Origin of the sequence: Methylobacterium sp. SyP6R, assembly GCF_019216885.1 — a bacterium.
Lineage (GTDB): Bacteria > Pseudomonadota > Alphaproteobacteria > Rhizobiales > Beijerinckiaceae > Methylobacterium.
Genome location: NZ_JAAQRC020000001.1, coordinates 384,203 through 402,700, shown reverse-complemented (window position 1 = coordinate 402,700; position 18,498 = coordinate 384,203). Strand labels below are relative to the sequence as shown.

The window sequence follows — 18,498 nt, the reverse complement described above, 5'->3', positions numbered from 1 at the left end:
GGCGAAAAACTCCTCAGCGGGCGGATTCGAAGCCGGCGAGGACCGCCGTCAGGTTTTCCCCGAGCAGGTCGGAGAGGTAGCCGCCCTCCTGCACCAGCACGGTCGGCAGGCCGAGACGCGCGAGCGCCGCGCCGATGCGGCGAAAGCCCGGCGTCGTGATGGCGAGGCCGGCGAGCGGATCGTGCTCCGAGGCGTCGAGGCCGAGCGCGACCACCAGCGCCGTCGGGGCGAAGGCCTTCACCGTGCGGCTCGCCACGCCCTCCAGCACGTCGAGATACGCATCGTCGCCGGTGCCGAGCGGCAGCGGCAGGTTGAGGTTGGCGCCGATCCCCTCCCCTTCCCCGCGCTCGTGGGCGTAGCCCCAGACGAAGGGGTAGAAGCCGCGCGGATCGGCATGGAGCGAGACGGTGAGCACGCTCGGATCGCGGTAGAAGATGCCTTGCGTGCCGTTCCCGTGATGCACGTCGACGTCGAGCACCGCGACCCGGGCGTGCGTCTGGCGCAAATGCGCGGCGGCGACCGCGCTGTTGTTGAAGTAGCAATGGCCCCCGGCCCGGTCGCGATAGGCGTGGTGGCCGGGCGGGCGGCAGAGCGCGTAGGCCGCGTCCTCGCCGTCGAGCACCAGTTGCGCCGCGCTCGCGGCGACGTCGGTGGCGCTCGCCGCCGCCGCGTAGGTGCCCGGGCCGATCGGGCAGGCGGTGTCGACCGTGTGCCAGCCCAGCCGCCCGACGATGTGGGTCGGGTAGGTCGCGGCCTCCCGCACCGGGTGGATGTTGGCGATCATCTCCGCCCCGTGGTCGGGCAGCGTCTCCCATTCCTCCCAGGCCTCCGCCAGGAAGGCGAGGTAATCGGGGCTGTGCACCCGCGCCCGCGCGCCCGCGCCGTGGCCTTGCGGCGCCACGATCGCGTGGTTGCCGGCCTTGAGCCCGGCGAGCAGCCGGTCGGCCCGTTCGGGCTGATCGGCGGCGGGCTTCACCTGGCCGCGCACCAGGAAGAACTTCGGGTCGTGGCGGCGGTGGTCCTCGGAATGGACGGCCTTCATGGAATCTCCCGTGTTTCTCAGGGTGTGGGGGCGAGGCTTTGCACCAGCCGGACGACCTCCCGGCGGGCGACGCCGAGATGGTGGTCGACATGGGCGACGATCCGCTCCGGGTGGCCGGCCTCGATGGCCTCCAGCACCGGCTCGTGGGTGCGGGCGATCTCGTCCGGGTCGTCGTAGAGCCGCCCGATCAGCCCGATCACGATCCGCAATTCCGAGGCCAGCCCGTCGAACAGGCGCAGCAACCGCGCATTGCCGGCGGCCTCGCAGATCAGGCGGTGGAACTGGTAATCGGCCTCGACGATGGTCGCCGGATCGTCGCGCCGGGCGAGATCCCGCATCAGGTCGAGCTGGCGGCGCAGGGCGGCGCGGATCTCCGGCGTCTGGCGCCGGGCCGCCTCCACCGCCGCGTGGCGCTCGATGCACAGGCGCAAGGCATAGAGCTCGTCCACGTCTTGCGCCGAGAGTTCGCGCACGAAGAAGCCGCGCCGCGGCGAGGCCTTGAGCAGGCCCTGGCTCTCGAGGAGGCGGGCCGCCTCCCGCACCGGCGCCCGGCTGATGCCGAGCTCGCGGGCGACCGCCGCCTCCGCCACCTTGGCGCCGGGAGCGAGCTGCCCCTGCACGATCGCGTCGGTGAGCCGGCGCGCGACCTGGCGCACGAGATCGCTCTCGGCCAGCAGCGGCAATCCGACGGGTGGGGACATCGCGCGCATCGCACCTCCGTCCGGGCATTGTGCAATGCGTAGGCGTCGATTGTCGACACTTTCAGCTTGATCGTCACGCAAGGCCGGGTCAGTCTAGGCTCATGCCGGGTGATGTCGTGGTCCGACCGGCTCTGCATCCGGCCGTCGTCGCGCATATCTTCGCGCCGCGCCGTCCGTAGACGTGAAGATGTCGTGGCGCACGAACCCGCCGCGAACCTGTCCGTGAGGAGGTCCGATGTCGTCATCCGCTCATCCGCAGGCCGACGAGGTGCAGCGCATCCGCGTCGACCTCGCGGCTGCCTACCGGCTGATCCATCGGCTGGGCCTCGACGACAGCATCTACACCCATATCTCGGCCCGGCTGCCGGGACCGGAACACCGCTTCCTGATCAATCCCTACGGCTTGCGGTTCGAGGAGGTGAAGGCCGGCAACCTCGTCACCGTCGATCTCGAGGGCCGCGTGGTCGACGACCCCTGCGGGCTCGGCATCAACCCGGCGGGCTTCACCATCCACAGCGCGGTCCACGCCGCCCGGGACGATGCGCTCTGCGTGCTCCACACCCACACGGTGGCGGGCGTCGCCGTGTCGTGCCAGGAAGAGGGGCTGCTGCCGCTCAACCAGTGGTCGATGCAGTTCGCCGGCCGCCTCGCCTACCACGATTACGAAGGCATCGCCCTCGACCTCGACGAGCGCCAGCGCCTGGTGGCCGATCTCGGCGACAAGCCGGTGATGGTCCTGCGCAACCACGGCATGCTGACCTGCGGCCGCTCGGTCGCCGAGGCGTTCAAGCTGATGCACAACCTGGAGCGCTCGTGCCGGGCGCAGCTCGCGCTGCAAGCCTCGGGCGCCCCGGTGATCCGCCCGTCAGTGGCGGTGGCCACGAAGACCGCCGGGCAATACGCCTCGTTCTACGACAAGATGGAGACGGGCCGGCTGCCCGACCCCGAATGGGACGCCTTCAAGCGCATGCTGGAGCGCAGCGACCCGGATTATAGAGAATAGGGCGACGCCCGACCCGCCCGCTGCCGAGACGAGCGCGGGTTTCCCCTCTCCCCGCAGGCGGGGAGAGGGCTGCGGACCCCTTGTCGGGTCCGCGGCAAGCGGAGGCGAAAGCCGAAGCGAGGGTGAGGGGGTCTCGACGCGTGAGCCTCTTCCGGAGACACCCCCTCACCCTCGGCTGACGCCTCGCTCCGTCGACGACAAGGTCGCCGGAGCCCTCTCCCCGCCCGCGGGGAGAGGGGAGATGCGCGCAACCCGCGCGTTCACCGTCTCACGACGCCGCCAAAGGGACCAACGGGGACACTCTCGATGCTCAAGACGCTCATGGCCGGCACCGTGCTCTCCCTGGCGCTTGCCGGCACGGCCTTCGCACAAACCCCGAAGCCCGGCGGTACCGCCAACGCGGTGATTCAGCCCGAGCCGCCCGGCCTGATGCTGGCGATGGTGCAGAACGGGCCGACCCAGATGGTGGCCGGCAACATCTACGAAGGGCTGCTGCGCTACGATTCCGCCCTCAAGCCCCTGCCCGGCCTCGCCGAGAGCTGGAGCATGAGCGACGACGGCAAGACCTACACCTTCAAGCTCGTCAGGAACGCCACCTGGCACGACGGCAAGCCGTTCACCGCCGACGACGTGGTCTTCTCGGTCGAGCTCCTGCGCCAGACCCATGCCCGCGCCCGCGGCAACCTCGCCCGCGTCGCGAGCGTGACGGCGCCCGATCCGTACACCGTGGTCTTCACCCTCTCCGAGCCGTTCGGCCCGTTCCTCGGCATCTTCGAGGTCGGCTCGCTGCCGATGGTGCCGAAGCACATCTATGCCGGCACCGACTACAAGACCAATCCGGCCAACAACACGCCGATCGGCACCGGCCCCTACATGTTCAAGGAGTGGAAGAAGGGCTCCTACATCCGGCTGGTCAAGAACCCGAACTACCACGTCGCCGGAAAGCCCTATCTCGACGAGATCTACTGGCACGTGATCCCGGACGCCGCCGCCCGCTCGGTGGCGTTCGAGACCGGCAAGGTCGACATCCTGCCCGGCGGCTCGGTCGAGAATTTCGACGTGCAGCGCCTGTCCGCGCTCAAGGGGGCCTGCTCGACCACCAAGGGCTGGGAGTTCTTCAGCCCGATGTCCTGGCTCTGGCTCAACAACCGCAAGGGCCCGATGGCCAACAAGGCCTTCCGCCAGGCGGTGTCCTACGCGCTGGACCGCGACTTCGCCCGCGACGTGGTGTGGAACGGGCTCGGCAAGCCGGCCACCGGCCCGTTCGCCTCCACCGTGCGCTACCACGATCCGAAGGCCGCGAAGTATTCCTACGATCCGGCCAAGGCCAAGGCGCTCTTGAAGGAATCCGGCTACAAGGGCGAGACCGTGCGCCTCCTGCCGCTGCCCTACGGCGAGACCTGGCAGCGCTGGGCCGAGGCCGTGAAGCAGAACCTCGAGGATGTCGGCATCAAGGTCGAGCTGGTGGCGACCGACGTCGCCGGCTGGAACCAGAAGACCTCCGAGTGGGATTACGACATCGCCTTCACGTATCTCTACCAGTACGGTGACCCGGCGCTCGGGGTGGGCCGCAACTACGTCTCGTCGCAGATCGCCAAAGGCTCGCCGTTCAACAACGTCGAGGGCTACTCCAACCCGAGCGTCGACGAGGCCTTCGCGAAGGGCGCGGTCGCGGTCGGCGACGACCAGCGCCGGCCGATCTACGAGGCGGTGCAGAAGACGCTCGTCGAGGACGCGCCGGTGGCCTGGCTCCTGGAGCTGCAATTCCCGACCATCACCCGCTGCAAGGTCCACGACCTCGTCACCACCGGCATCGGAGTCAATGACGGGTTTCGCGATGCTTGGATTGACCGCTGAAGGCTCTCGGATCGACGGCTGAAGGATAAAGCATGCTGGGCTTCATCGCGCGGCGGATCGCGAAGGGCATCGTGGTGCTCCTCGCCATCGTGGTCCTGAACTTCTTCCTGATCCGCCTCGCCCCCGGCGACCCGGCCCTGGTGATGGCCGGCGAGGCGGGGGCGGGCGACGAAGCCTTCATCGCCCAGCTCCGGGAAAAATTCGCCCTCGACCAGCCGCTGCCGAGCCAGCTCGGCGCCTACCTGCGCAGCATGGCCGGGCTCGATCTCGGCTATTCGGTGCGCCAGCAGATGCCGGTGGCGACGCTGATCGGCGAGCGGCTGCCGGCGACCCTGCTGCTGACCGGCAGCGCCTTCGCGATCTCGCTCTCGCTCGGGGTGCTGCTGGGGTCTCTCGCCGCGCGGCGGGCAGGCACGCTCGCCGATACCGCGATCACCGGCGTCGCGCTCCTGTTCTATGCCACGCCGCTGTTCTGGGTGTCGCTGATGGCGATCCTGCTGTTCTCGGTCCGGCTCGACTGGCTGCCGAGCTTCGGCTTCGAGACCGTGGGGGCGGGCTATACCGGGCTCGGTCGTGCCCTCGACATCGCCCACCACCTAGTGCTGCCGGCCATGACCCTCGGGCTGTTCTTCATGGCGGTCTACGTGCGGATGACCCGCTCCTCGATGCTGGAGGTCTCGCGCCTCGACTTCGTGAAGACCGCGCGGGCCAAGGGCCTGACCGAGGGGGTGATCCAGCGCCGGCACATCCTGCGCAACGCGCTCCTGCCGGTGGTGACGCTGGCGGGCCTCCAGGCCGGCACGCTCGTCGGCGGCGCGGTGCTCACCGAGACGGTGTTCGCCTGGCCGGGGATCGGGCGGCTGATGTACGAGGCGCTGCTCCAGCGCGACTACAACCTGCTGCTGGGCGTCTTCGTGGTCTCCTCCGCGATGGTGCTGGTCTTCAACCTCGTCACCGACGTGGTCTACCGCGCGGTCGATCCCCGCATCGAGGTGGCGTGATGGAGAATGCCGTTCCGCTCGCCGCCCCGGTCCGGTCGCGCCGCCGCGGGCCGCTCGCCGCCTTCCTGCGCCATCCGGGCGCGGTGTTCGGGCTCGTGATCCTGACTCTCGTCGTCGCCGCGGCGCTGCTGGCGCCGGTCCTCTACCCGACCTCGCCCTGGCGCATGGTGCAGCGGCCCTTCGTGCCGCCCTTCACCCTGGAGCGGGTGCCGCTCGGCACCGACGCGCTCGGGCGCGACATCGCCGCCGGGCTGATGCACGGGGCCGGCGTCTCGCTGATCGTCGGCCTGGTCTCGACGCTCGCCGCCCTGCTGATCGGCGTGCCGCTCGGCGCGCTCGCCGGCTATCTCGGCGGCCGGGTCGACGACGCCTTGATGCGCTTCACCGAGCTGTTCCAGACCGTGCCGAGCTTCGCGCTCGCCATCGTGCTGGTGGCGATCCTGCAGCCCTCCCTGTCCTCGATGATCCTCGCCATCGCGCTGGTGAGCTGGCCGCCGGTGACCCGGCTGGTGCGGGGCGAGGTGCTGTCGTTGCGCTCGCGCGAATACGTCCAGGCGGCGATCGTGACCGGCCAGACCACCTTCACCATCCTGCGGCGGGAGGTGCTGCCCAACACCCTGTCGCCGATCGTGGTCCTGGCCTCGCTGATGGTGGCGACCGCGATCCTGCTCGAATCCTCGCTGTCGTTCCTCGGCCTCGGCGACCCGAACCGAATGTCCTGGGGCTTCATGGTCGGGGCCGGCCGCACGGTGATCCGGCAGGCCTGGTGGATCACCGCCTTTCCGGGCCTGCTGATCCTGCTCACCGTGCTCGCCCTCAACCTGATCGGCGAGGGGCTGAACGATGCCCTCAACCCGCGCCTGTCCCGGGAGCGCTGAGATGGATTCCGACACCCGCCGGGTCGCCGCCTCGGTCCGATCTCTAAGCCTCGCCCTGCCGGAAGGCGGCGACCGGCCGAACGCCGTCGACGGCGTGTCGTTCGATCTCGTGGCCGGCGAGATCCTGTGCCTCGTCGGCGAGTCGGGCTCCGGCAAGTCGATGTGCGCGCACGCCCTGATGGGCCTGTTGCCGAAGGCGGTGCGGCCGGTCTCCGGAGCGATCCGCCTCGGCGAGACCGACCTCTTGGGCCAGAACGAAGCCGGCTGGCGCGACACCCGCGGCCGGCGGATCGCGATGATCTTCCAGGAGCCGATGACGGCGCTGAACCCGCTGATGCGGATCGGCGACCAGATGGCCGAGATGTTCGAGGCCCATGGCCAGCTTAACCCCAAGGAGCGCCGCGCCCGGGCGGTGGCGCTCGCCGGCGAGGTCGGGCTGCCCAACCCCGAGCAGATCGTCCGCTCCTATCCCCACCAGCTCTCGGGCGGCCAGCGCCAGCGGGCGATGATCGCGATGGCGCTGGCCCTCGAACCCACCGTCCTCGTCGCCGACGAGCCGACCACGGCCCTCGACGTCACGACGCAGGCCCAGATCCTCAAGCTGATCCGCGACCTTCAGACCCGCCGCCACATGGCGGTCCTGTTCATCACCCACGATTTCGGCGTGGTGGCGGAGATCGCCGACCGGGTGCTGGTGCTGCGCCACGGCCGGGTGGTGGAGGAAGGCCCCGCGGCCGCCGTGCTCGGCCGGCCGCAGGCCGCCTATACCAGGACCCTGCTCGCCGCCGTGCCGACCATGGACCCGCCGACCCGCCCTCCCCTTTCGGGGCCGAAGGCGATCGAGGTGACGGGCCTGCAAAAGACCTACGTCACCGGCGGCGGGCTGTGGAAGCCGAAGCGCCGCACCGCGGCGGCGCGGGACGTGGCCTTCACGCTCCACCGCGGCGAGACGCTGGGGCTCGTCGGCGAATCGGGTTCGGGGAAATCCTCGGTCGCGCGCCTCGTCATGCGGCTGATCGACCCCGATGCCGGGGCCGTGCGCCTCGGCGACACCGACCTCACGGGGCTGAAGGGCGAGGCCCTGCGCCGGGCCCGCAGCCGGATCCAGATGGTTTTTCAGGATCCCTTCGCCTCGCTCAACCCGCGCCGCAGCGTGGGTCAGATCATCGCCGACGGGCCGGTGGCGCACGGGGTCTCGGTGACGGAAGCGACGGAGCGGGCGCGCCGCCTCCTCTCCCTCGTCGGCCTCGACGAGAAGGCGCTGGAGCGGTTCCCGCACGAATTCTCCGGCGGCCAGCGCCAGCGCATCGGCATCGCCCGGGCGCTCGCGCTCGAACCCGAGGTGCTGGTCGCCGACGAGGCGGTCTCGGCCCTCGATGTCTCGGTCCAGGCCCAGGTGCTGGCGCTGCTGGAAGATCTCAAGGCGCGCCTCGGCCTGTCGATGCTGTTCATCACCCACGATCTGCGGGTGGCGGCCCAGATCTGCGACCGGATCGCGGTGATGCGCCAGGGTGAGATCGTGGAGCTGAAGAGCGCGAGCGCGCTGTTCGCCAATCCCGAGCATCCCTATACGCGCGCGCTTCTCGAGGCGGTGCCTGGCCGGGTGCGGCAAGCGGCGTGAGACTCCGCGTCGCGGCGGCGACGGGTCTGCCACCCTCGATGTCATCCCGGGTTCCGGTGCGCGGCCCCGGGATGACATCGAGGGTTTCACTTCGGCCGGCCAACTCGAACGCGCTCTGGGATGGCTGGTCGGACGCTCCGCTCGTCTTTCAATCACGGCAGACTTTTCCGTTCAACCAGGCCTGACAATGGACCGCCTTCCCTGCGTGCTCTTGAGCGCGACCACCGACCTGCGCGGATTGTTCGGCGCGGCGCTCGCCGGGATTTCCGATCACGTCGAGATCGTGGATCACCCCGCACCGAACCCCGAGCGGGTGCGTCTGGCGCTCGGCTGGCGCCCGCCCGCCGACGCGCTGGCGCGCTACCCCAACCTCGCGGCCCTGTGCTCGATCGCAGCGGGGGTCGACAATCTCCTCGCCTGTCCCGGACGTCCGCCGGACCTGCCGGTGGTGCGGGTGGTCGATCCCGACCAGGCGCGGGCGATGTCGGGCTTCGTGCTCTGGCACGTCATCGGCCACCAGCGCCGCTTCACCACTTACGCCGAGAACCAGCGCGACCGGATCTGGCGCCGCCTCTATCCGCGCGATGCGAGCGCAGTGCCGGTGGGCCTTCTCGGCTACGGCAAGATCGGCCGACGGGTCGCCAGCGACCTGGCCGCCCTCGGCTTTCCGGTCCGGGCCTGGAGCCGCAGGCCACAGGAGGCGGACCTTGGTGTCATCCACCATCACGGCCCGGACGGGCTCACGGCCATGCTCGGTGAAACGGAAGTCCTGGTGAACCTGCTGCCGCTGACGCCGGAGACCCGCGCCATTCTCGATGCGCGCCTCTTCTCGTCCCTGCGCCCCGGCGGCGTCCTGATCCAGGTCGGCCGCGGCGAGCACCTGGTCGAGGCCGATCTCCTGGCGGCGCTCGAATCCGGCCGTCTCGCGGGCGCCGCCCTCGACGTGTTCGCCACCGAGCCGCTACCGCCCGAGCACCCGTTCTGGGACCATCCGGCGATCCGCATCACCCCGCACGAGGCCTGCGAGGCGAGCCCCCAGGCGGTCGCCCGCACCCTGCTCGCCGCGGCCGAGGCCGTGCGCGCGGGCCGGGTGCCGCCGGACACGGTGGATGCGGCGCGGGGCTACTGACGGCTTCCGGCCCCCACGCCCACGAGCGGCTCCCAATCCGTATAGGCCGTCGGCGGTCGCTGGCCCACGGCGCCGGGCGCAAGCTCGGGCGGCACGAGGCGAAGGCCAAGCCAAGAACCGCCTGCTCTGGGAGGACTTGGCACGTCCCCCCTCGGCAGGGCGGCGGTCTGCGTCCCTGCGAGGCCGGATGTCAGGCGGGAGCGGTGAGCGCCGTGGCTCCGTTACGCATCGTTAACCATTCGGCGTGCAGGATCGCTGTGGCCGGGTTGACACGTCGCAGCGATAATTTCGAGCGGGTGGCTTCGTTTCGCCGTGTTGCGGGGATAAGCTCCGCCATGGCTCACGGCCGAAGGGGGATGGACATGCTCGGGACAGTGACGGCCTTCATGGCGATCCTGATGGTTCTGGCCCTGCGCAACCTCGCCAAGGCGGCGTTGCTGCCGGTCTATGCCGTGCGCGACATCCACCGCGGCCGCTACGTCCGCGGGCTGGTGCTGCTCTTCTGCTCGGGCCTCGCCGCCTGGTCGATCTGGGCCATGACCCACACCGCCCGCCCGAAGGCCGCCCCGGTGGCGGCAGTGATGTATACCGGCTGAGCGCCGCACCGCTCCGCATTTTCCTGCACTGCGGCATCGACGCTGGCGCTTCGCGCTGGCGTTCGGCGTCGTTCGGGCCCATATCCTCGCTCGCGTCGCGCGCCCGCCCCTTCGAGGCAGGCCCCCGGCCGAGTGCCCGAAGGACCGCCGTCACTCGATCGATCCTCCCCCTCGCGGCGCGGGCCGCATGTCAGCGTGGCCTCACGGGCCGCGTTGTCGTGCCGTGTGCCCCGCCGCCAAGAAGAGTCAACGACCATGCTGCGTTCGAAGCAGAAGCCGAAAGTGCAGGATACGGGCTACGTCCTGTTCGACGTCTACTACGAGGACGGCTCGCGCCGCTCCAACCGCCGGGTGCCCCGGACCGCCACGCTCGAGCACGACGTCGATGGCGCCGTGCGCCAGGTGATCGAGGAGCAGGACCGCGACATCGCGGAAAAGTCCGGCAAGCCCCCGCTCGCCATTACCAAGATCGTGCGCTCGGCCGATTGAGCCGCCCGCTCGACCGATCGGTGCCGGCCCCGGGCCGGCATCCGCCCCCAAGCAGACTTGCGTTGGCAGGCCAACGCTTCGTCCGCTCAGGTTCTTGTTTTGTCGCAGATTTTTGTCGCAACACCGGTCACCACTTTTTCGAAATCTGCTCAGCGTTTCGCGCCGACCCTCGCGGCGGAGGGTTTCGACAGATCGCGGTGGAGCCGCCTCAACCCCGCATCGTCCCGGGCGCACAGGTCGTGCCGCGTCATCGCGTCGAGGTAGCGTTGCGTCCGGTCCGGCGAGCCGGCCTGGGCCGCCCCGGTGAGCCACAACGCGCCGAGCACGGCCGCCCCACCGATCCCGATCCACGCGCCCATGCCGCTCTCCGTTCGACGTGACCGAGCGTCGCCTGCGAGGCGTGAACGACTCCTCAACGGCAGGACCGGTGCGGCCGCTCAAGGCTGGAGCAGGGCGTAGACATCCCCGGAATTCGCCGCCTGCGGCAGCGCCATCAGATGCGCCGCCATCGCGTCGCGGCCGACAGGATGGCCGAAGCTCAACGCCTGGCTCTCGCCGAGCGCGACATCGAATCCGTAGGCGCCGAGCGAGGCCAGCCGGTCGAGGCAGCGGAGCGCCACGTCCCGGGCGATGGTGGTGAACTCGAAGGACAGGGCGGGGAGCGGCACCGACAGGCCCGCCAGCACCCGGTCCTCGAACCCCTCGACGTCGATCTTCACGAAGGCCGGGCGCCCGTGCTCCGCCACCAGCCGGTCGAGGGTCGTGGCCGGCACCGTGATCGTCCGGTCCCAGACCTGCCCCTCCCAGCCCGGCGCGCCCGCAGCCCCGGCGACGAACTCCGCCGAGACCGAGGACACGGTCGGGTTGGCCGAGTTGAGATGGAACACGACCTCGCCCGCTTCATCGCCGACCGCCGCCGCGACCAGGATCACGCTCGCGTCGCGGCCGTGGAGCAGGCGCAGGGCTCGCATCGGCCCGGGCTGCGGCTCCAGCGCGACGACCCGGGCGCCCAGGCGCCGGAAGGCCGCGACGCGATCCCCGACATGGGCGCCGACATCGAACACCAGGTCGCCCGGCCGCGCGAAGCGGGCATAGAGCGCGTCCATGGCGGCGTGGGGCGCAGCCCCGCCGCGATAGAGCCGCAGCGAGCGGCCGGTCGCGGCGGCGGTTCCCTTCGGGCGGGTCATGCTCGGGCGGATCATGGGGGTGCTCCGGGTTCTCGCCCGGAGCCCTATCATATGAAATCCGATTGATCGCTTCGCGATGCGGATTTCGACTTCGCTCAAGCGCCGCGCGGGCTTGTGACGCTCTGTCCGGAAGACTTCGTCCGAACAGAGCGTCAGTAGATCGCCGGCTCGGGCACCGGGGCGCCGTACTCGGTGCGCAGGAAGTCGAAATCGCAGCCCTCGTCGGCCTGCTGGATGTGGCGCGAGAACATCACGCCGTAGCCGCGCTCGTAGCGCGGGGCCGGCGGGGTCCAGGCGGCGCGGCGCTGCGCCAGTTCCTCGTCCGAGACCTCCATGCGGATCGCCCTGGCCTCGACGTCGATGCTGACGATGTCGCCGGTGCGCAGCAATGCCAGCGGCCCGCCGATGAAGGATTCCGGCGCGACGTGGAGCACGCAGGCGCCGTAGCTGGTGCCGCTCATCCGCGCATCCGACAGGCGCAGCATGTCGCGGTGCCCCTCCTTGAGCAGCTTCTTCGGCATCGGCAGCATGCCCCATTCGGGCATGCCCGGCCCGCCCTGCGGCCCGGCATTGCGCAGGACCAGCACGTGATCGGCGGTCACGTCGAGAGTCTCGTCGTCGATCGCCGCCTTCAACGACGGGTAATCGTCGAAGACGAGGGCCGGGCCGGAATGCTTGAGGAAGCGCTGGTCCATCGCCGCCGGCTTGATGACGCAGCCGCTCGGCGCGAGGTTGCCCTTCAGCACCGCGAGCGAGCCCTGGCCGTAGACCGGGTTCGACAGCGGCCGGATCACGTCGGCATTGTGGACACCCGCCCCCTCGATCGTCTCGCCGAGGGTCCGGCCGCTCACCGTCAGGCAGTCGAGATGCAGGTGCTCGCGGATCTCGTTCATCAGCGCCCGGATGCCGCCGGCGTAGAAGAAATCCTCCATCAGGTAGGTGTTGCCGCTCGGGCGGACGTTGCCGATCACCGGGACGATGCGGCTGTAGCGCTCGAAATCGTCGAGGCCGATGGCGTGGCCGGCCCGGCGCGCCATGGCGATCAGGTGGATGATGGCGTTGGTCGAGCAGCCCATCGCCATCGCGACCGCGATGGCGTTCTCGTAGGCCTCCCGGGTCTGGATCCGCTGCGGGGTCAGGTCCTCCCACACCATGTCGACGATGCGCCGCCCGGATTCCGAGCACAGCCGGATATGCCCGGCATCGGCCGCCGGGATCGATGAGCCGCCGGGCAGCACCATGCCGACGGCTTCCGCGATCGCCGTCATGGTCGAGGCGGTGCCCATGGTCATGCAGGTGCCGTAGGAGCGGGCGATGCCGCCCTCGATCCCGAGCCAGTCCTGGTCGGTGATCTTGCCGGCGCGCAATTCGTCCCAGTACTTCCAGCTGTCGGAGCCCGAACCCAGCACCTTGCCCTGCCAGTTGCCGCGCAGCATCGGCCCCGCCGGGATGTAGATCGCCGGCAGGTTCATGCTGGTGGCGCCGAGAAGCAGGCCCGGCGTGGACTTGTCGCAGCCGCCCATCAGCACCGCGCCGTCGACGGGGTGGGAGCGCAAGAGCTCCTCGGTCTCCATCGCCAGCATGTTGCGGTAGAGCATGGTGGTCGGCTTGACGAAGCTCTCGGAGACCGAGATCGCCGGGAGTTCGACGGGAAAGCCCCCCGCCATCAGGATCCCGCGCTTCACGTCGTCGACGCGGTGCTTGAAGTGGGCGTGGCAGGGCTGGAGGTCGGACCAGGTGTTGAGGATCGCGATGACCGGTTTGCCGGTCCATTCCTCGGGGGCGTAGCCCATCTGCATCGCGCGGGAGCGGTGCCCGAAGGAGCGCAGGTCGGCCGGGCCGAACCAGCGGGCGGAGCGCAAGGAGGCGGGGTCGCGGCGCTGCCCTTGCGGGCCGTCCGGGATGGTGCCGGGTTCGAGGTCGGGCGGGGGGAGCGGGTCGCGGGCCATTTTTTTCCAGGCTCCAGTTTGTGTCGTTCGATGAATCGCGACGCCCATCCCCTCCCCCCTCTGCGGGGGAGGGTGGCCCGCGAAGCGGGCCGGGAGAGGGGACGCCGCTTCCGGAGAGGTCGCGACCGTGGTGACGGGCGCCGTCTGGATCAGCGTCGCGCTGCCCCTCTCCCGGCCTACTCCGTAGGCCACCCTCCCCCATTCCAAGTCGGGCTTGCCCGACTTGGGCAAGTGGATGCAGGACTCGGGCAAGCCCGAGTTCTGTGGGGGGAGGGTTGGGGCGTCAGTGCTGCAAGCCCCATTTCTGCACCGTCCGCCGCTCCAGCGTGCGGAAGATCAGGTTCTCGACCACGAGGCCGATGATGATCACGGTGAGCAGTCCCGCGAACACCGCCGGGATGTCGAGGAGGTTGCGGTTCTCGAAGATGAACCAGCCCAAGCCCCCGGCCCCCGACGACACGCCGAAGACGAGTTCGGCGGCGATGAGCGTGCGCCAGGCGAAGGCCCAGCCGATCTTGAGGCCGGTGAGGATGCTCGGGAACGCCGCCGGGATCAGGATCTTGGTGACATAAGGGAGCCCCTTGAGGCCGTAATTGCGCCCGACCATCCTGAGCGTGTTCGACACGCCGCGGAAGCCCGAATGGGTGTTGAGCGCCACCGCCCACAGCACCGAATGGACCAGCACAAAGACCAGGCTGCCGTTGCCGAGGCCGAACCAGATCAGCGCCAGGGGCAGGAGCGCGATGGCCGGCAGGGGATTGAACATCGCCGTCATCGTCTCGAGAAAGTCGGTGCCGATGCGGGTCGAGATCGCCAGCATGGTCAGCGTCGCGGCGAGCAGGATGCCGGCGACGTAGCCCATCAGCAGCACCTTGATCGACGCGAAGGCCCGGCTCGGGATCGTGCCGTCGATCGTCTGGTCGTAGAGCGTCGTGACGGTGTCGGAGAAGGTCGGGAACAGGAGCGGGTTGTCGAGGATCCGGGCATAGATCTCCCAGACCAGCGCCAGCACGACGATGATCACGGTCTTGCGGACGAAGCCCGAGTTCCACAGGATCTCGGCGGTGCCGAGCTGGCGCTCGACCGCGCCGTCGGCGGCGGGCGCCGCCTCGCTCATGATGATGCGGGCCGGCATGGCGGGGCGCGTCGTGGTGCTCGTCGTGGTGCTCGTCGTGGTGCTCATGGCTTGATTCCTCGACGATCGCTCAATGGTGGCCGGGTTCGTCGGAAAACAGCAGGTCGTGGATCTGCTGCTCGAGCTGGCCGGCGCTGCCGTCCTGGGCCGAGACCTTGTCGACATCGAGCACCTCGGCCTTGACCCGACCCGGATGGGGCGAGAGCAGGAGGATGCGGTTGCCGATCTTGATCGCCTCGGCGATCGAGTGGGTGACGAAGAGCACCGTGAACTTCGTCTCCTCCCAGAGCTGCAGGAGCTCGTCCTGGCAGGTGCGCCGGGTGAGCGCGTCGAGCGCCGCGAACGGCTCGTCCATCAGCAGGATGTCGGGCTCCATCGCCATGCCGCGGGCGATCGCCACGCGCTGCTTCATGCCGCCCGAGAGGGTGTGGGGGTAGCTGTCGATCGCCCGCGTCAGGCCGACCTTCTCGATATAGGCCCGCGCCCGCTCCTCCGCCTCGCGGCGGGACATCTTGCGCGCGTTGAGGAGCGGGAAGGTGACGTTCTCGAGCACCGACTTCCAGGGCAGGAGCTGGTCGAATTCCTGGAACACCATCATCCGGTCGGCGCCGGGCTCCTTGACCACCCGGTCCTTGATGCGGATCTCGCCCTCGCTCGGATGCAGGTAGCCGCCCACCGCCTTGAGCAGGGTGGACTTGCCGCAGCCGGACGGCCCGAGCAGCACGAAGCGGTCGGAGGTATCGACCTGGAAGCTGACGCGCTCGGTCGCGGTGACCAGCACGTTGGGGGTCTTGTAGCGGAGCGTGACCCCGCGGACGTCGAGGAGGGTACTCATAGGGCGTGTCCTCCCGTCAGCTGCCGCTGAGGTCGTGGGCGACCGGCAGGTAATAGTCGGTCCAGGCCTTCGGCTTGGTCCGCAGGGTGCCGATCCGCGCAAGATGCTCGGCGAAGCGCATCGTCCCTTGCGGCTGGAGGTTGAACTCCATCATGCCGGGCTCACGCAGATAGCCCAGCAGATCCTCGACGCTGGTCTTGTCGCCGGTCACCTCGCGGTAGATCTCGACCGCTTGGCGCGTGTCCTGGCGAATGAGATTTTGAGCCTCTTCCGAGGCCGCGCGCACGGCCTGGACGATCTTCGGGTTGGCGTCGGCGAACTTCGTGGTGGTGAAGAACTGGCCTTGCGTCAGCGGCCCACCGATGATGTCGGGCGAGCGGGCGACGATGTGGGCGCCCGGGACATTGCGCAATTCGACGTACTGGAAGGGGGGTGCCGCGAAATGGGTCTTGATCTCGTGGGTCGGGTTGGCGAGCGCGATCGCCGCGTCCGGATGGCCGAGCTGTACCGTGTTGGCGTCGAGCCGGCCGGACTGGTCGGCGCCGTAAGCCTCGCCCGCCGCCATCTGCAGGAGGATCGCCTGCGTCGAGACCTTCACGGTCGGCACCGCGATCTTGTCGCCGGCGGCGATGTCCTTGATCGTCCTGATCTTCGGGTCGCGGCTGACGAGCAGCAGCGGCAGCGCCGAGGTGGCGACGATGCCCTTCACGCCGCCCCGCGTGCGGTCCCAGAGCAGCAGCAGGTTGCCGGTGCCGGTATTGACGATGTCGACGTTGCCGGCGAGCAGCGCGTCGGTCTGGCTGCCGCCGCCGGTGAAGGTGAGCCACTTCGTCTTGATACCGGGCACGCCCAGCCGCTCGGCGTGCTTCTCGATCAGCCCCTGCTTCTCGATGATGTGGGTCGGCAGGTAGATGATGCCGGGCTGGCGGGTGATCGCGATCTCGCTCTTCTGCTGCGCCAGGGCCGGGACCGCCCCGGACAAGCATGCACCGGCAGCGAGAAGGCCCGCCGCGAAGGCGCGGCGCGCGGGCGAGTGGATCATGAGCGTTCTCCCGAGGCCGCGAGGGGGCGGCGCATGCCGGCTTGTTGTCGATGCACCGGTCTGGCCTCCTCACTAAAATGGTAATGCATTAGTATGTCAACCCGAGCGAGCCCGTGCTAGGCTTGTGGCCGGGCCCGCTCCGGCGGCCCGCGTCGTCTCCAGAGTGCGACCGTCATGAACGCCGTCTTCGCCGGTGCGCAGCGTCTCCGCGACCGCTCGCGTCACGCCGCTCCGCAGGTCTTCGATCTCATCCGGGAAAAGATCGTCTCGCTCGATCTCGCGCCCGGCACAGTGCTGTCGCGCCCGGAACTCCAGGCGAGCTTCGGCCTGAGCGCCACCCCGATCCGCGACGCGCTGCTGCGGCTCCAGGAAGAGGGGCTGGTCGACATCTTCCCGCAATCGTCGACGGTGGTGAGCCGCATCGACCTCGCGGCCGCCCGCCAGGCGCAGTTCCTGCGCCGCGCCGTCGAGCAGGAGGTGGTCCGCACCCTTGCGCAGGCGCCCGACCGGGCACTGCTCACCCGCCTCCAGGCCTTCGTGGCCGAGCAGGCGATCTTCGCCGACGAGGGTGATTTCGCCCGGCTCTCGGCCAGCGACGAAGCCTTTCACCGGGCGTTATGCGAGGCCGCCGTCGTCCCCGACCTGTGGGACCTGATCCGCCGCCGCAGCGGCCATATCGACCGCCTGCGCCGGCTGCACCTGCCGGTCGAGGGCAAGGCGCAACAGATCGTGGCCGATCACCGGCGGATCGTGGCGGCACTCGCCGAGGGCGCGCCCGAGATGGCGCAGGAGGCTCTTCGCGATCACCTGTCGAAGTCGATCGCGCTCGGCGACGAGATCCGGGCGCGGTGGCCGACGTATTTCGCCTGAGGCGCGCTCAGAAGAACGTCGCGGGACTGACGCCGAATCGCTCCGACAGGTGCGCGATCTGGTTTTTGTTCGACTCGCGCTTGCCGCTCAGGATTTCCGAGACGACGCCCTGGCTGCCGATCTCGGGCAGATCGCCCTGCTTGAGCCCGTGCTGCTCCATCAGCAGGCGCAGCACCTCGGCCGGCGGTGCGTCGGGCCGGGGGTAGGTCCTCTCCTCGTAGGCGGCGATGAACTCGCCGAGGAGACCGAGGAGCGGGGCCAGGGAATGCTCTTCGTCACCCGCACCGGCGTCGATGAGGCCGTTCGTGGCGGCGACGGCTACCTCGTACTGGGCATCATCGGCGATCGGATGCAGCGGAACTTGCCGCGTTACGATCTCGACACGATGAGTGACCATCGTGCGCCTCAATATCTGTAACCTGCCTGTCCATCCCCCAAAGGGAGCATCAACGACACAAGTGATGCGAGCATCTCCTTGGAAATTGCCAAATACCACACTCCCACACTCTGGGTCATTCCGCGGCTCGCCGAAGGCGAGAGCCCGGAATCCAGACGCGCAGGTGGTGCAGAACGAAACGGAACGCTCTTCGCCTGATCCTGAACAATAAGCGGTTCTGGATTCCGGGCTCCGCTGCGCGGCCCCGGAATGACGCAGAGAGTGTCATTCCCTTTGTCTGACGACGATTAATCCGTCCTACCCCCGCCCCACCACCGTCCGGATCGCGAAGCTCGACTGGATCCGCGCCACCCCCGGCAGGCGCGACAAGACCTCCTTGTGCAGGCGCTCGTAATCGCCGGCATCCGCCACCTCGATCCGCATCAAGTAATCGGACAGGCCGGTCATCAGGTAGCAGTCGCGCACCTCCGGGCAGCGGCGCACCGCGGCCTCGAAGCGGTTGAGCGATTCCTCGGTCTGCCGCTCCAGGGTGATCTGGGTCAGCACCACCATGTGATGCTCGCGCTCGTCGGCCTCGATCAGGGCGGTGTAGCCCCGGATGGTGCCGTTCGATTCCAAGAGCCGCAGGCGGCGCAGGCAGGCCGAGGGCGACAGGCCGACCCGGGCGGCGAGATCGGCGTTGCTGATGCGCCCGTCGTCGCGCAGGACGCGCAGGATGCGCGCGTCGATCTCGTCCCGTCCCGCCATGGCGCAATTTCCTGTCGTT

19 protein-coding genes are annotated in these 18,498 nt (G+C 69.5%); 9 read left to right on the top strand and 10 right to left on the bottom strand.

Annotated features, from left to right (window positions below; genetic code table 11):
- Positions 1 to 13: 13 nt before the first annotated feature.
- Entirely contained in the window at positions 14 to 1,042 is a 1,029-nt protein-coding gene (locus tag HBB12_RS01895; RefSeq protein ID WP_236987803.1) for a histone deacetylase family protein, read from the bottom strand.
- Between the two features lie 17 nt (positions 1,043 to 1,059).
- Positions 1,060 to 1,743 (bottom strand): GntR family transcriptional regulator, encoded by a 684-nt coding sequence (locus HBB12_RS01890; RefSeq protein ID WP_236987802.1) that lies wholly within the window; start codon positions 1,741 to 1,743, stop codon positions 1,060 to 1,062.
- Between the two features lie 235 nt (positions 1,744 to 1,978).
- On the opposite strand from HBB12_RS01890, the gene HBB12_RS01885 reads away from it, so the two are divergent.
- The 8 genes from HBB12_RS01885 to HBB12_RS01850 all read left to right on the top strand — a co-directional run bounded on the left by HBB12_RS01885 (position 1,979) and on the right by HBB12_RS01850 (position 10,317).
- Positions 1,979 to 2,746, top strand: coding sequence for a class II aldolase/adducin family protein (locus HBB12_RS01885; RefSeq protein ID WP_236987801.1), 768 nt, complete (start codon positions 1,979 to 1,981; stop codon positions 2,744 to 2,746).
- Positions 2,747 to 3,052: 306 nt separating this feature from the next.
- Positions 3,053 to 4,603: an ABC transporter substrate-binding protein gene (locus tag HBB12_RS01880; RefSeq protein WP_236987800.1), complete on the top strand. Its 1,551-nt coding sequence runs from the start codon at positions 3,053 to 3,055 to the stop codon at positions 4,601 to 4,603.
- Between the two features lie 32 nt (positions 4,604 to 4,635).
- Positions 4,636 to 5,604, top strand: a complete 969-nt coding sequence (locus HBB12_RS01875; RefSeq protein ID WP_236987799.1) for an ABC transporter permease — start codon at positions 4,636 to 4,638, stop codon at positions 5,602 to 5,604.
- Positions 5,604 to 6,482, top strand: coding sequence for an ABC transporter permease (locus HBB12_RS01870; RefSeq protein ID WP_236987798.1), 879 nt, complete (start codon positions 5,604 to 5,606; stop codon positions 6,480 to 6,482). Before HBB12_RS01875 ends, HBB12_RS01870 begins: the two co-directional genes overlap by 1 nt.
- Before the next feature lies 1 nt (position 6,483).
- Positions 6,484 to 8,103, top strand: coding sequence for an ABC transporter ATP-binding protein (locus tag HBB12_RS01865; protein ID WP_236987797.1), 1,620 nt, complete (start codon positions 6,484 to 6,486; stop codon positions 8,101 to 8,103).
- 187 nt (positions 8,104 to 8,290) lie between these two features.
- Entirely contained in the window at positions 8,291 to 9,232 is a 942-nt protein-coding gene (locus HBB12_RS01860; protein WP_236987796.1) for a 2-hydroxyacid dehydrogenase, read from the top strand.
- A 362-nt stretch (positions 9,233 to 9,594) separates the two neighbouring features.
- Positions 9,595 to 9,828 (top strand): hypothetical protein, encoded by a 234-nt coding sequence (locus HBB12_RS01855; RefSeq protein WP_236987795.1) that lies wholly within the window; start codon positions 9,595 to 9,597, stop codon positions 9,826 to 9,828.
- Positions 9,829 to 10,083: 255 nt separating this feature from the next.
- Positions 10,084 to 10,317 carry a hypothetical protein gene (locus HBB12_RS01850; protein WP_165085980.1) on the top strand — a complete coding sequence of 78 codons (234 nt, stop codon included), beginning with the start codon at positions 10,084 to 10,086 and terminating at the stop codon, positions 10,315 to 10,317.
- Positions 10,318 to 10,466: 149 nt separating this feature from the next.
- Here the strand turns inward: HBB12_RS01850 and HBB12_RS01845 are convergent, their stop codons facing one another.
- The 6 genes from HBB12_RS01845 to HBB12_RS01820 all read right to left on the bottom strand — a co-directional run bounded on the left by HBB12_RS01845 (position 10,467) and on the right by HBB12_RS01820 (position 16,465).
- Positions 10,467 to 10,676 carry a hypothetical protein gene (locus tag HBB12_RS01845; RefSeq protein WP_236987794.1) on the bottom strand — a complete coding sequence of 70 codons (210 nt, stop codon included), beginning with the start codon at positions 10,674 to 10,676 and terminating at the stop codon, positions 10,467 to 10,469.
- Positions 10,677 to 10,754: 78 nt separating this feature from the next.
- Complete coding sequence (locus tag HBB12_RS01840) at positions 10,755 to 11,519, bottom strand: FkbM family methyltransferase (RefSeq protein ID WP_236987793.1); 765 nt, start codon at positions 11,517 to 11,519, stop codon at positions 10,755 to 10,757.
- 137 nt (positions 11,520 to 11,656) lie between these two features.
- Positions 11,657 to 13,453, bottom strand: coding sequence for an L-arabinonate dehydratase (araD, locus tag HBB12_RS01835; RefSeq protein WP_236987792.1), 1,797 nt, complete (start codon positions 13,451 to 13,453; stop codon positions 11,657 to 11,659).
- A 283-nt stretch (positions 13,454 to 13,736) separates the two neighbouring features.
- Positions 13,737 to 14,588, bottom strand: a complete 852-nt coding sequence (locus HBB12_RS01830) for an ABC transporter permease (protein ID WP_236992630.1) — start codon at positions 14,586 to 14,588, stop codon at positions 13,737 to 13,739.
- 70 nt (positions 14,589 to 14,658) lie between these two features.
- Positions 14,659 to 15,423 carry an ABC transporter ATP-binding protein gene (locus tag HBB12_RS01825; RefSeq protein ID WP_236987791.1) on the bottom strand — a complete coding sequence of 255 codons (765 nt, stop codon included), beginning with the start codon at positions 15,421 to 15,423 and terminating at the stop codon, positions 14,659 to 14,661.
- A 16-nt stretch (positions 15,424 to 15,439) separates the two neighbouring features.
- The gene (locus tag HBB12_RS01820; protein ID WP_236987790.1) at positions 15,440 to 16,465 is read right to left on the bottom strand and encodes an ABC transporter substrate-binding protein; all 1,026 of its coding nucleotides are present in this window, start codon (positions 16,463 to 16,465) and stop codon (positions 15,440 to 15,442) included.
- Positions 16,466 to 16,639: 174 nt separating this feature from the next.
- Between HBB12_RS01820 and HBB12_RS01815 the strand changes: the two genes are divergently transcribed.
- Complete coding sequence (locus tag HBB12_RS01815; protein WP_236987789.1) at positions 16,640 to 17,335, top strand: GntR family transcriptional regulator; 696 nt, start codon at positions 16,640 to 16,642, stop codon at positions 17,333 to 17,335.
- Between the two features lie 7 nt (positions 17,336 to 17,342).
- On the opposite strand, the gene HBB12_RS01810 is transcribed toward HBB12_RS01815, so the two are convergent.
- A complete protein-coding gene (locus HBB12_RS01810; RefSeq protein WP_236987788.1) occupies positions 17,343 to 17,744 on the bottom strand; it encodes a helix-turn-helix domain-containing protein in 402 nt (133 codons plus the stop codon).
- Between the two features lie 285 nt (positions 17,745 to 18,029).
- Positions 18,030 to 18,479 (bottom strand): Lrp/AsnC family transcriptional regulator, encoded by a 450-nt coding sequence (locus HBB12_RS01805; protein WP_236987787.1) that lies wholly within the window; start codon positions 18,477 to 18,479, stop codon positions 18,030 to 18,032.
- Positions 18,480 to 18,498 lie beyond the last annotated feature (19 nt).

Coding starts and splice junctions, on each gene's coding strand:
- HBB12_RS01895 (WP_236987803.1), bottom strand. CDS start 1,042: ATGAAGGCCGTCCATTCCGAGGACCACCGCCGCCACGACCCGAAGTTC.
- HBB12_RS01890 (WP_236987802.1), bottom strand. CDS start 1,743: ATGTCCCCACCCGTCGGATTGCCGCTGCTGGCCGAGAGCGATCTCGTG.
- HBB12_RS01885 (WP_236987801.1), top strand. CDS start 1,979: ATGTCGTCATCCGCTCATCCGCAGGCCGACGAGGTGCAGCGCATCCGC.
- HBB12_RS01880 (WP_236987800.1), top strand. CDS start 3,053: ATGCTCAAGACGCTCATGGCCGGCACCGTGCTCTCCCTGGCGCTTGCC.
- HBB12_RS01875 (WP_236987799.1), top strand. CDS start 4,636: ATGCTGGGCTTCATCGCGCGGCGGATCGCGAAGGGCATCGTGGTGCTC.
- HBB12_RS01870 (WP_236987798.1), top strand. CDS start 5,604: ATGGAGAATGCCGTTCCGCTCGCCGCCCCGGTCCGGTCGCGCCGCCGC.
- HBB12_RS01865 (WP_236987797.1), top strand. CDS start 6,484: ATGGATTCCGACACCCGCCGGGTCGCCGCCTCGGTCCGATCTCTAAGC.
- HBB12_RS01860 (WP_236987796.1), top strand. CDS start 8,291: ATGGACCGCCTTCCCTGCGTGCTCTTGAGCGCGACCACCGACCTGCGC.
- HBB12_RS01855 (WP_236987795.1), top strand. CDS start 9,595: ATGCTCGGGACAGTGACGGCCTTCATGGCGATCCTGATGGTTCTGGCC.
- HBB12_RS01850 (WP_165085980.1), top strand. CDS start 10,084: ATGCTGCGTTCGAAGCAGAAGCCGAAAGTGCAGGATACGGGCTACGTC.
- HBB12_RS01845 (WP_236987794.1), bottom strand. CDS start 10,676: ATGGGCGCGTGGATCGGGATCGGTGGGGCGGCCGTGCTCGGCGCGTTG.
- HBB12_RS01840 (WP_236987793.1), bottom strand. CDS start 11,519: ATGATCCGCCCGAGCATGACCCGCCCGAAGGGAACCGCCGCCGCGACC.
- araD (WP_236987792.1), bottom strand. CDS start 13,453: ATGGCCCGCGACCCGCTCCCCCCGCCCGACCTCGAACCCGGCACCATC.
- HBB12_RS01830 (WP_236992630.1), bottom strand. CDS start 14,588: ATGCCGGCCCGCATCATCATGAGCGAGGCGGCGCCCGCCGCCGACGGC.
- HBB12_RS01825 (WP_236987791.1), bottom strand. CDS start 15,423: ATGAGTACCCTCCTCGACGTCCGCGGGGTCACGCTCCGCTACAAGACC.
- HBB12_RS01820 (WP_236987790.1), bottom strand. CDS start 16,465: ATGATCCACTCGCCCGCGCGCCGCGCCTTCGCGGCGGGCCTTCTCGCT.
- HBB12_RS01815 (WP_236987789.1), top strand. CDS start 16,640: ATGAACGCCGTCTTCGCCGGTGCGCAGCGTCTCCGCGACCGCTCGCGT.
- HBB12_RS01805 (WP_236987787.1), bottom strand. CDS start 18,479: ATGGCGGGACGGGACGAGATCGACGCGCGCATCCTGCGCGTCCTGCGC.